Origin of the sequence: Pseudomonas sp. RL_105y_Pfl2_101 (assembly GCF_963970585.1) — a bacterium.
Classification (GTDB): domain Bacteria; phylum Pseudomonadota; class Gammaproteobacteria; order Pseudomonadales; family Pseudomonadaceae; genus Aquipseudomonas.
The window spans coordinates 1-13,280 of sequence record NZ_CAXAPG010000057.1; the positions used below are offsets into that span (position 1 = coordinate 1).

Genomic DNA, 13,280 nt, shown 5'->3' on the forward strand with positions numbered 1-13,280 from the left:
TCATCGCCGACCCGTTCTACGGCAAGGCCGACGCCCGTTTGTACAAAACCGGTGACATCGGTCGCTGGCTGCCGGACGGCACGCTGCAGTACCTGGGGCGCAATGACGATCAGGTGAAGATCCGCGGCCTGCGGGTCGAACTGGGGGAAATCCAAGCCGCCCTCGCCGCACTGGCCGGTGTACGCGAAGCCGCGGTGGTCGCTCACGAGCACCCCTCCGGCCAGCGTCTGGTGGCCTACTTGTGTGGCGAACCGGCCGCCGCCGGGTCACTGCGCGCCGAACTGCTCAAGCGCCTGCCTGAGCACATGGTGCCCAGCGCCTTCGTCGTGCTCGACGCCTTGCCGCTCACGCCCAATGGCAAGCTCGACCGCCGCACCCTGCCCGAACCGGACCAGGACGCCTACGCCAGCCGGGCCTTTGAGGCGCCCGAGGGCCGCGTCGAACTGATCATTGCCGGGATCTGGCAAGCGTTGCTGGGGGTCGAGCGCATCGGTCGCCATGACGGCTTCTTCGCGCTGGGCGGCCACTCACTGATGGCGGTCAGCCTGATCGAACGCCTGCGCGAGAAAGGCTTGAACGCGGATGTGCGCGCGATCTTCAGCACCGCGTCCCTGGCCGAGCTGGCCCAGGCCCTGACGCATACCCCAAGCCTGGCGTTCCAGGCACCGGCCAACCGTATTCCGTCAGCCTGCACAACCCTGACCCCGGACATGCTGCCGTTGGTGGCGCTGACCTCGGAGCAACTCGAACGCGTCGTCGACGCCATCCCTGGCGGTGCCGCGAACATCCAGGACATCTACCCCCTGGCACCGCTGCAACAGGGCATTCTGTTCCATCATTTACTGGGGCATGAAGGCGACGCCTACCTGGTGCGCTCGATGCTTGAGTTCGATAACCGCCAGCGCCTCGACGCCTTCACCGCCGCGTTGCAACAGGTGATCGATCGCCATGACATCCTGCGCACCTGTGTGCATTGGGACGGTTTGCCCCAGCCGGTGCAGGTCGTACAGCGCCACGCGAAGTTGCCGGTGCACAGCGTTTCCCTCGATAGCCACAAGGCCCCGCTCAGCCAGCTCGAAGCCCTGAGCGACCCACGACAACTGCGGCTTGATCTGCGCCAGGCGCCGCTGATGCGTGCCTGTATCGCCCAGGATCCACACTCCGAGCGCTGGCTGCTGGCATTGCTCAACCACCACATGGCCAGCGACCACGTGACCTTGGAAATCGTCCTGGAAGAAATCCACGCGATCCTCCATGACCAAGGCGAGGACCTAGCGGCTCCGCAACCCTATCGTGACTTCATCGCCCAGGCCCAGGCCATCCCGGCCGACGTCCACGAAGCCTATTTCACCCGCCGCTTGGCGGATGTCGAGGCACCCACCGCGCCGTTCGATCTGTTGGAGGTACAAGGAGACGGCCGTCACATCGAGGAAGCCAGTGTGATGTTGAGCGTCGAACTCAACCTGCGCCTGCGGGCCCAAGCCCGGGAGCGAGGCATCACCCCGGCGACGCTGTTCCATGTCGCCTGGGCTCAGGTGCTGGCCCGCTGCACCGGTCGTGAAGACGTGGTGTTCGGTACCGTGGTCGCCGGTCGCCTGCAAGGCTCGGCCGGCGCCGAACGGGCCTTGGGCGTGTTCATCAACACGCTGCCGGTGCGGGTGCCATTGACCGCTGGCGCCAACGAACAGGTGCTGGCCACTCACCGCGACCTGGTTGAGCTGCTGGCCCACGAGCAGGCCTCCCTGGCCCTGGCGCAACGTTGCAGCGGCGTGCCCAGCGCCTTGCCGCTGTTCACCACATTGCTCAATTATCGGCACCAGCGTGACGACAGCCAGCAGCAATGGCCGGGCATGCGCATCCTCGACAGTGCCGAGCGGACCAATTACCCGCTGACCCTGTCGGTCAACGACTATGGCGACGCCCTCGGCCTGACCGTGCAAAGCGTGCAGGCGGTGGATCCGCAACGCATCTGCGCCCTGATGCAGCGAGCGCTGGAGCAACTGACCCAGGCCCTGATGTACACACCACGGATCGCGCTCACGCAACTGGACGTGCTGCCTGCCCAAGAACGCACCCTGCTGCTGGACACCTTCAACCAAACCGAGGCGGACTACCCGACAGGCCTATGCATTCAGCAGTTGTTCGAAGAACAGGTCCGTCGCACGCCGAACGCCTGTGCATTGCTCGACAGCCGCCAATCCCTCACTTATGCCGAGCTCAACGCCCAGGCCAACGGCCTGGCCCAGCAATTGATCGCGGCCGGGGTCTTGCCGGGGGATCTGGTAGCCATTTGCGTTGAGCGCGGCGTGGCGATGATCAGCGGTCTGTTGGGGATCCTCAAGGCCGGTGGCGCCTACGTGCCGCTGGATCCGACCTACCCCGCCGAGCGCCTGGCCGCGATCATCGAAGATGCCAGGCCCCGCCTGTTGCTGGCCGATCCCGTCGGTCGCGCGGCCGTGGGCACGCCCCAGGAAGGCACTCGCTACCTGGCCATCGAGCGGGCGCTGGCGACGCCGTCGAACAGCCGCGACCCACAACCCGATAACGTCGGCCTGACACCAGAACACCTGGCCTATGTGATCTACACCTCCGGCTCCACTGGCAAGCCCAAGGGCGTGATGATCGAACACCGCAACCTGGTGAGTTCGACACTGGCCCGGGGCACGGTGTATGGACCGGCGACCGGCAAGCGCTTCCTGCTCTTGTCGTCGATTGCCTTCGACAGCTCCGTGGCCGGGGTCTTCGGTACGCTGGTCAGTGGCGGTACCTTGTGTATCCCGGACGCCGAAACCGCCCGTGACCCCGACGCCATCGCCCGCTTCATCGGCGAACAGGCCGTCACCTCGCTGCTGTGCGTGCCGTCCCTGGGGCGCCTGGTGCTGGCAAGCCTTGCCAGCGGCAACGGTCATGGCAGTCTGCAAGAGATGATCGTCGCTGGTGAAGCCTGCCCCGCGCAGTTGGTACAGGCCTGTACCGGGCTGGAACCGGCGATCGCCCTGTACAACGAATACGGCCCCACCGAAGCCACTGTCTGGACCACGGTGCATCGCTGCACTGCCGAGGACCTGGGCACGGTGCCGATCGGGCTGGCGATTCCCAACAGTCGCCTGTACGTGCTCGATGAACAGCGCCAGCCGGTACCGCTCGGCGTGCCGGGCGAACTCTACGTGGGCGGCGCGGGGGTTGCCCGCGGCTACCTGGACCGGGCGACACTGAACGCCGAACACTTCCTCAGCGACCCGTTCGCCCCGGGCGACGAACCACGGATGTACCGCACCGGCGATCTGGTGCGCCAGCGCGCCGACGGGGTGGTCGAGTTCCTCGGCCGCAACGACCAGCAGGTCAAGATTCGCGGTTTCCGCGTTGAACCCGGCGAAATCGAGGCCTTGATGCTGACCCTGCCAGGGGTGCGCGAGGCGGCGGTCATCGCTCGCGAAGACACACCCGGGGCCTCGCGTCTGGTGGCTTACCTGAGCGTCGAGCCGCACCTGGCCGGGCGCAATGCCAGCAGCACGCTACGGCCTTACCTGACCTCGCAATTGCCGGACTACATGGTCCCGGCAGCGTTCGTGGTGGTCGAGCGGCTACCGTTGAGCCCCAACGGCAAGCTGGACCGCCGCGCCCTGCCCGCGCCCGGCAACGACGACTTTGCCCGCCGCCAGTACGAAGCGCCCAACGGTGAAACCGAGACGCTGTTGGCACAGATCTGGGCCGACCTACTGGGCCTGGAACGGATCGGCCGGCACGACGATTTCTTCGAACTCGGCGGTCACTCGCTGCTGGCGGTGCAAGTCACGCTCCGGGCGCGGGAAACCTTCGGCGTCGAAGTACCGCTCAGGGGCCTGTTCGAGCACCCGTCGCTGCTGGCCCTGGCCGATCTGATCAACACCCTGCAACTGGCGCAGTACGAGTCGGATGAATTGCTCGAACTGCAAAAAGAAATGGCTTCGCTGTCTGAAAGCGAACTGCTCGCTATCGTCTCCAAGGATGCTTAACAAATTGAACGAACATAACGATAGTCTCGACCAGTTGAAACGTGCCGCACTGCTGCGATTGCTCAAGCAACGTGGCGCGACGCGAGTCATCGAAACCGTTGCCGACGACATGACCTGCGTCGACCGTAACGCTGCGCTGGCGCTGTCGTTCGCCCAGCAACGGCTATGGTTTCTCGACCAGTTGGACCCGACCGCCAGCGCCGCCTATCACATGCCCGCCTCGTTGTTGCTGCGCGGTGTTCTCGACCAGGCCGCCCTCAAGGCCGCCCTCGACCACCTGGTGGCTCGGCATGAAAGCCTGCGCACCACCTTCCGCCGCGAGGGCGAACAGCCGGTGCAAGTCATCGCCCCAGCCGATTGCGGCTTCAGCCTCGTGACCCATGACCTGCGCCACTTGCCCCGGGACCAGGCCGAAACAGAGGCCTCGCACCTGAGCGAAAGCGCCGCCACAGCACCGTTCGACCTGCTGCGCGGGCCACTGATCCGCGGCACCCTGCTGCGCCTGGCCGACGACGAACACAAGTTGCTGATCACCCAGCATCACATCATCTCGGACGGTTGGTCCATCGGCATCCTGGTCAAGGAATTCGCGAGTCTGTATCAGGCGTTCAGCGCTGGGCAGCCTGATCCGCTGCCGCCCCTGACCCGGCAATACGCCGACTATGCGGCCTGGCAACGCCAGCACCTGGACGGCGAGCGCCTGACGCAACAAGTGGAATTCTGGCGCGCCCACCTGACCGGCGCCCCGGCCCTGCTTTCGTTGCCGACCGACCGGGCGCGCCCGGCAGTCCAGAGCTACCGCGGCGAAACACTGGGCTTTGACCTGCCGGCATCGCTGTCCGCCGCCATTGTCCAGTTCGCCCAGTCCCGCGCGGCGACACCGTTCATGACCTTGATGGCTGCCTGGGCGATCTTGCTGGCTCGCATCAGTGGCCAACAGGACCTGGTGATCGGCACCGTCGCCGCCAACCGCGACCGTCACGACGTACAGGCGCTGATCGGGTTCTTCGTCAACACCCTGGCCCTGCGCGTGCGCCTGGACGCCAACCCGACCCTTGACCAGGTATTGCTGCAGGTCAAAGCGCTGATGCTGGAATCCTCCACCCAGCAGGACACCCCGTTCGAACTGGTGGTCGAGGCCCTCAAGCCGCCGCGCAGCGCCAGCCACAGCCCCGTGTTCCAGACCATGCTCTACACCAACGCTGGGGGCGCCGGCGGCCAGTTGCAATTGCCGGGGCTGAACCTGGAGTTCCTGCCCTCGCGCAAGGACAACACCCAGCACGACCTGTCCCTACACATCGACGAAGGCGGCTCGAGCCTGTCCTGCAGCCTGTCGTATTCCACCGCGCTGTTCGACGCCGCCACCATCGAACGCCTCGCCGCGCGCTTCGAGCGCCTGTTGCGCTGCTTCACCGAAGCCCCGGACACCCGCATCGGCGCCCTGGAGCTGGACCCGGCCCAGGCCCTGCCCGAGGTCACCGCCCAAGTACCAGGGCCAGAACGTATGCCGCTGTCCTATCACCAGGAACGGCTCTGGTTCGTCGACACCTTCGAAACCGGTTATCTGTACGACGCCAACCCCGTCTACCACAACATTGCATTGCTGCTGGAACTGACGGGCGAGATCAATCAAACGGCCCTGCAAACCGCCCTCGACGGTTTGCTGGCCCGCCACGACATCCTGCGCTGCCGGGTGTTGAGCGACGGCAGCCGCGCCTGGCAGCAATTCGACGGCCCAGCCACCCTGGCGCTCGAACGGATCCAGGGCTGCGCCCACGACCTGGCGAGCCAAGCCCTGGCCGAGACCCGTCGTCCGCTGAACATGGAGGGCGGCAGCCTGGTGCGTGCCAGCCTGGTCCAAGCAAGCGATCAGCTCGCGATCCTGGCCATCGCCGTGCACCACCTGCTGGCCGACCGCAGCACCATGCAACTGCTCAAGCGCGACCTGCTGGCTCTCTACGAAGCCGCCTGCGCCGAACGCAGCGCCGAGCTGCCGGCATTGCCGTTGGGCTATGGCGACTTCGCCACCTGGCAACGCAACCTGCCGGCCGCCGTGCTGGAAAACCTGCGGGCCTACTGGACCTATCAATTGCGCGGCAAGCTGCAAGCCCTGGAACTGCCACTGAATCGACCACGGGCGGCGGTGCATGTGTTTGCCGAAGCCACTCACGGTTTCACGCTCGAACCGGCGCTGGTACGACACCTTGAAGCCCTGGCCCGGGAAGTCGGGGTGAGCAGCGACAGCCTGGCCCTGAGTGCATTCAGCGCCTTGTTGCGCCGCTACGCCGGCCACGATGAACTGGTGATCGGCACCACGGCCGCCTGCCGTGAACCGGCCCTGCGGGATGTCGTCGGGCCGCTGGACAACCTGCTGGTCATGCGTAGCCTGTGCGACAGCGACACCACCTTGCAACAACTGTGGGAACAGACCGCCAGCAACCTGACCCAGGGTCTGCGCCACCGGCACATGCAGTTCGACCAATTGGTGCTGGCCCTCAACCCGGCCAAGGACATGAGCCGCACCGCGCTGTTCGACGTACTCTTCAATTTCCAACGCACCACCGAGCACAACACACCGGTGGCGGGCCTGGCGGTCAATCACCTGGAAACCAACCTGGGTTACGGCAAGAACGACCTGCATTTGCTGATTACGGCAGGTGAGTCACGCTGGGCCGGGCACCTGGTCTACAACGCGCAATTCTTCGACCCGGCGTTCATCCAGCAACTGATGCGCCATTACGTGCGCCTGCTGGAGGCCTTCGTCGAGGATTCGCAGCAGCGTGTCGACGACGTCCCACTGCTGAACGCCGCCGAACGCCAACAGCAGATCCTCGAGTTCAACGACAGCGAGGCGGCCTGGCCCGACACCCTGACCCTGCATCAGATCTTCGAGGAACAGGCGCGCCAATACCCGGACCGCATCGCCGTCAATCTGGGCCCGGAGCAGCTGAGCTATCGACAACTCAACGAACAAGCCAACCGCCTCGCCCACCGCCTGCGTGCGGCCGGCGTGGTGCCCCAGGAACTGGTGGCCATCGCCCTGGATCGCTCGGTGCAGATGATCGTCGCCACCCTGGCGGTGCTCAAGGCCGGTGGTGCTTACGTGCCCATCGATCCAAGTTCGCCCCAGGAGCGCATCGCCTACGTGCTGCGCGACAGCGGCGCACGCAAGGCCATCGCCGGCCAGGACATGAGTCCGGCGTTGCAAGCCCTCGGCATTGAAGTGTTCGATGCCGCCACGGGCAGCGGCGTTAGCGCCGCCAACCTGTCGAACCTCAGCGCGGCGGACCACCTCTGCTACGTGATCTACACCTCCGGCTCCACCGGAGAACCCAAGGGTGCGTTGCTCGAACACCGCAACGTCGTACGCTTGTTGCACAACAATCGCCTGGACTTCCAATTCAACGCCGACGATGTCTGGTCGTTGTTCCACTCCAATGCCTTCGATTTCTCGGTCTGGGAAATCTTCGGTGCCCTGCTCTACGGCGCGCGCCTGAGCCTGGTGCCCGAGGCCCTGCGCCGCGATCCGGTGGAACTGCTGGGCTTCCTTGAAAGCGAGCAGGTGACGGTCCTGAACCAAACGCCGTCGGCGTTCCTGCAACTCAGCGCCGCTGCCCTGGCGACGCCGCAGGTGCGCCTGGCACATTTGCGCTATGTGATTTTCGGTGGCGAGAGCCTGGAACTGGGCAAGCTCGACACCTTCCACCGTGCCTTCGGGCATGTGGCGCTGGTGAACATGTACGGCATCACCGAAACCTGCGTGCACGTGACCTACAAGGCCATTGGCGCGGCGGACATCGCTGCGGGGGTCTCCAATGTCGGGCGGCCGATCCCGACCACCGTGGCCTACGTGCTCGATGCCCAGCAACGGCTGCTGCCGGTGGGCGTGGCCGGTGAAATCTGCGTCGGTGGGTTGGGTGTGGGTCGTGGTTACCTGAACCGTCCAGCCCTGAGCGCCGAACGGTTCATTGCCGACCCGTTCCGACTCGGCGAGCGGCTCTATCGTTCCGGGGACCTGGGCAAGCTGCTGGACAACGGCGAAATCGTTCACCTGGGTCGGATCGACGCCCAGGTGAAGATTCGCGGTTTCCGCATCGAACTGGGCGAGATCGAAGCCAAGCTGTTGGCCTGTGACGGCGTGCGTGAAGCGCGGGTATTGGCCCGCGAAGACGTGAGCCAGGGCAAGCGCCTGATCGCCTACCTGATCCCCAAGGCGGGCGCGGAGCTGAAAATAGCGGCATTGCGCAAACAGTTGGGGGCGACCCTGCCCGACTACATGATTCCGAGCGCCTTTGTCAGCCTGCACGCCTACCCGCTTACCGCCAACGGCAAGCTGGACCAGGACGCGCTGCCGGCACCGGACCTGGACGCCATGTCCGAGCGCGGTTATGCCGTGCCGCAAGGTGCCACCGAAACGGCCCTGGCGCAGATTTTCCAAGAGCTGCTGGGGCTTGAGCGCGTGGGGCGCAGTGATAGTTTCTTTGAATTGGGCGGGCACTCGCTGCTGGCCGCGCAACTGGTTTCCCGTGTCCGGCAGCAGTTGGGTGGCGAACTGATGCTGCGCGAACTGTTCAGCCATCCCACCGTGGAGGAGTTGGCACGGGTGGTGGGCGGGCTGCAAAACGCCAGCACCGAGACCATCGGCCTGGCAGACCGCAACGCGCCCCTGGTGCTGTCCTTTGCCCAGCAACGCCTGTGGTTCCTCGACCAGCTCGATTCCAGCGCGGGCAACGCCTATCACATGCCTGCCGCCCTGCTGCTGTGCGGCGATCTCGATCAGGCCGCGCTCAAGGCGGCCTTGGATCACCTGGTGGCGCGTCACGAAAGCCTGCGCACGACCTTCGAGCGCCGTGGTGAGCAACCGGTACAAATCATTGCCACGCCAGACTGCGGTTTTGCCCTCAGCGAACAGGATCTGCGCGCGCTGCCTTATGAACAGGCCAGCCTCAGCGCGGCCCGTATCGGCAACAGCGAAGCCCTGGCACCGTTCGACCTGGCCCGGGGTCCGCTGATTCGCGGCCAACTGCTGCGCCTGGCCGACGACGAGCACATCCTGTTGATCACCCAGCACCACATCATCTCCGACGGCTGGTCGGTCGGTGTCCTGGTCAAGGAGCTGGCCGCCCTCTACCAGGCCTTCAGCCAAGACCAGCCCGACCCGCTGCCCGCCCTGCCGATTCAGTACGCCGACTACGCCGCCTGGCAACACCAGGCCCTGGACGGCGAACGCCTCAACCGCCAGGCCAACTTCTGGCGCTCGCATCTCGGCGGTGCCCCGGCCCTGCTGTCCTTGCCAACCGACCGTCCGCGCCCGGCGATGCAAAGCTATCGCGGCGGCGACGTCCCGGTGGTGATCGCCCCGGCACTGCGTGAGCGCCTGGAACGCTTCTGCCAGCAACACAACGTCACCTTGTTCATGGCGTTGCTCAGCGCCTGGTCAGTGCTCATGGCGCGCCTGGGTAACGAGCGCGACGTGGTCATCGGTGTGCCGACGGCCAATCGCGGGCGCACCGAAACCGAAAACCTGATCGGTTTCTTCGTCAACACCCTGGCCCTGCGGGTGAACCTGACGGAAAACCCGAGCGTGCTTGAGCTACTGGAACAGATCAAACAAACGACGCTGGCCGCCCACGAAAACCAGGACATTCCGTTCGAACAAGTCATTGAAGCCCTGCAACCGCCGCGTTCGCTGAGCCACAATCCGCTGTGCCAGGTTGCCCTGTCACTGGACAACACCCCTGGCGGCGGTGAACTGAGCCTGCCCGGGCTGACCCTGGTGCCCGTGGCCCAGGCCCATGAAACCGCGCAGTTCGATCTGATGCTGACCCTGGGCAACGACGGCGGTACCCTGGCCGGAGTGATCGAATACGCCAGCGATCTGTTCGAACGTGCCACCGTGGAACGCTTTGCCCAGCATTTCCAAACACTGCTCGAAGCGCTGCTCGAGGCCGACGAACAGCCAGTGCTCAGCCTGGCGTTGCTCAGCCCGGCACAGCGCCAGGCCTCGTCAGCGACGCTGCCGCCCAAGGCGCCGTGCGCTCCCGGGTTGCTGATCCACCAGCGCTTCGAACAATTCGCCGTCGCTCACCCCCAGGACATCGCCCTGGTCTTTGGCGAACGGCAACTGAGTTATCAAGACCTCAACCGCCGGGCCAACCGCATCGCCCAGGCGTTGCTCGCCCAGGGCGTGCGTCCCGACGACCGGGTGGCGATCCTGGCCCAGCGCGGGGTGGAAATGGTCTGCGCGGTATTGGCCGTGCTCAAGGCTGGCGGTGCCTACGTGCCGCTGGACCCGGCCTACCCCAGCGAACGCCTCGGTTATCTGCTGGCGGACAGCGCGCCAGTGGCTTTATTGGCGCAACCGGCCTGCCTCGACGTCTTGCCTGAGCACCACGTACCGGTGGTGGACCTGAACGATTACGTTAGCGCCGATGACCGGACAGACGCGTCCCTCGACCGTAACCCCGACGCCGAGACCCTCGGCCTGGCGTCGCGGCACCTGGCCTACGTCATCTACACCTCGGGCTCCACCGGGCTGCCCAAGGGTGTGCTGGTGGAACACCGCAATGTCGCACGGCTGTTCGACACCACCGCCGGGCTGTTCGATTTCGACCGCAACGATGTCTGGACGCTGTTCCACTCCTTTGCCTTCGATTTCTCGGTCTGGGAAATCTGGGGCGCGCTGAGCTACGGCGGCAAGCTGGTGATCGTTCCCAGCGAGGTGGCGCGTTCGCCCGATGACTTCTACGGGCTGGTCTGTCAGCAGCAAGTCACGGTCCTGAACCAGACACCGAGCGCCTTCCGTCAATTCATCGACGCCCGTGGGCGTAGCGACCAGGAACATGCCCTGCGCGTAGTGATCTTCGGCGGCGAGGCCCTGGACTTCCGCAGCCTGCGGCCCTGGACCGCGCGCACCGCGCTGTCACGCACCCGTCTGGTGAACATGTACGGGATCACCGAAATCACCGTGCATGCCACGTATTACCCGATCAGCCAGGTGGACATCGACAGCGGCGCGCCCAGCCTGATCGGCCCGCCCTTGCCCGACCTATGCCTGCGCATCCTCGACGAGTACCAACAACCGGTGCCGATGGGGGTCGATGGCGAGATCTACATCGGCGGCGCGGGGGTGGCCCGGCATTACCTGAACCGCGACGCCCTCAATGCCGAACGGTTCATCAGCGATCCCTATGCCGCTGAGCCCGACGCACGGCTGTACCGCACCGGCGACATCGCCCGCTACCGCGCCGACGGTGGCGTCGTCTACGTGGGCCGCAACGATTCGCAGATCAAGATCCGCGGTTTCCGCATCGAGCTGGGGGAAATCGAAGCCCAACTGCTGGCCCTGCCGCACGTGCGCGAAGCCCTGGTGATCGTGAGTGAGGACGCGCCCGGCGACAAACGCCTGGTGGCGTACCTGATCACCCATGACGGCGTCGTGCTCGAGTCCTCGGCCTTGCGTAGCCAACTGGCCGATGTGCTGGCCGAACACATGCTGCCCAGTGCCTTCGTGACGCTGGACGCCTGGCCGTTGACCACCAATGGCAAGCTCGACCGCAACGCCTTGCCGGCGCCGGATTTGTCCGCCGCCGCGAGCCAGCACTACGAGGCCCCCCTTGGCGACATCGAGCGCACCCTGGCCAGCGCCTGGCAGGAACTGCTCGGGATTGAACGCGTGGGTCGCCACGATCACTTCTTCGAACTCGGGGGCCACTCGTTCCTGGTCATCAGCCTGATCGAGCGCCTGCGCCAGGCCGACCTGCAATTGGATGTGCGCACGGTGTTTTCCGCGCCGACCCTCAAGGCCATGGCGACGGTCCTTGCCGGTGCCCATAACGCCCAACGGGTCGTCCCGGCCAACCTGATCCCCGCCGGCGGCACGACCATCGAACCGCAAATGCTGCCGCTGGTGACCCTCAGTCAGGGGGAAATCGAGCAGATCGTCGCCGACGTCCCTGGCGGGGCCGCCAACGTTCAGGACATCTACCCGCTGTCGTCGCTGCAGGAAGGCATCCTGTTCCACCACTTGTTGCAGTCCGAAGGCGACGCCTACCTGATGCGCACCGTGGTGACGTTCAGCCGTCGCCAGGTGCTCGATGATTTCCTCGCGGCAGTGCAAGTGGTCATCAACCGTCATGACATCCTGCGCACCGCCCTGCGCTGGCACGGCTTGCCGCAGCCGGTGCAAGTGGTGCATCGCCAGGCGCAACTGCCGGTCGTAACCCTGGACTGCCTGCCCGGCGAAGACGCCATGCAGATCCTGCGCGAGCATACCGACACCCATCATCTACGACTCGACTTGCAGCGGGCTCCGCTGATCGCCGCGTACATTATCTACGACGCCCCCCATGCCCAATGGCTGCTGGCGTTGCTCGACCATCACCTGGTCAGCGATAACGTCACCTTGCGCCTGATCATGCTGGAAATTCAGGCTATCCTGGCCGGCCAGGCCGACAGCCTGCCGCCCTCCCAGCCTTACCGTAACTTCATCGCCCAGGCCGCCAGCGTTTCCCAGGCCGATCATGAAGTCTATTTCCGCCGTTTGCTGGCCGATGTCGATGCCACCACCGCGCCTTACGGCGTGCTGGATGTCCGGGGCAATGGCGCGGGGATCAAGCGCGCCGTGAAACACCTGGGCGACGAGCTCAGCGCCAAGGTGCATCGCATGGCACGCCTGCAAGGCGTGCCCACCTCCGTGTTGTTCCATGCCGCCTGGGGTTTGGTGGTGGCGGCAACCAGTGGACGCGACGACGGGATTTTCGGCACAGTGCTGTCGGGACGCTCCCAAGGCACCGCCGGTGCCGACCACGCCTTGGGGATGTTCATCAACACCCTGCCGATGCGCATCCGCCTGCAGCAAAACACCGTCAGCGACATTGTCCGCGACGCCTACCAGCAACTCAGTGAACTGCTGACCCACGAACAGGCGTCCCTGGCCCTGGCCCAGCGTTGCAGTGCGGTGGATGCCTCGCTGCCATTGTTCACGGTGATCCTCAACTGCCGCCACGGCGACTTGGTGAACGCCTCCGGGGAAAACGCCGAAGACATGGGCGACCACGAAGGCATGCAATTCATTGCCTCCGAAACCCGCACCAACTACCCCATCGAGATTGCCGTGGCGAATGTCGGCAGCGGATTCTCCCTGACAGCCCAGGCCGTCACAGGCATCGACCCACAACGCATCGCCGCCTACCTCGCCCAGGCCGTCAGCGCATTGGTCGAAGCCCTTGAACAGGCCCCGGAGCGCCTCGCCAGCCAACTGGACGTGGTGCCGGCCAGCGAGCG

At 65.4% G+C, this 13,280-nt stretch carries 2 protein-coding genes; both read left to right on the forward strand.

Annotated elements, in window-relative coordinates; all coding sequences use genetic code 11:
* The coding region (locus AACY31_RS27580; RefSeq protein WP_339505476.1) for an amino acid adenylation domain-containing protein at nt 1-3,995 on the forward strand (3,995 nt) is incomplete at its 5' end.
* A gap of 4 nt (nt 3,996-3,999) precedes the next feature.
* The coding region (locus AACY31_RS27585) for an amino acid adenylation domain-containing protein (RefSeq protein WP_339505478.1) at nt 4,000-13,280 on the forward strand (9,281 nt) is incomplete at its 3' end.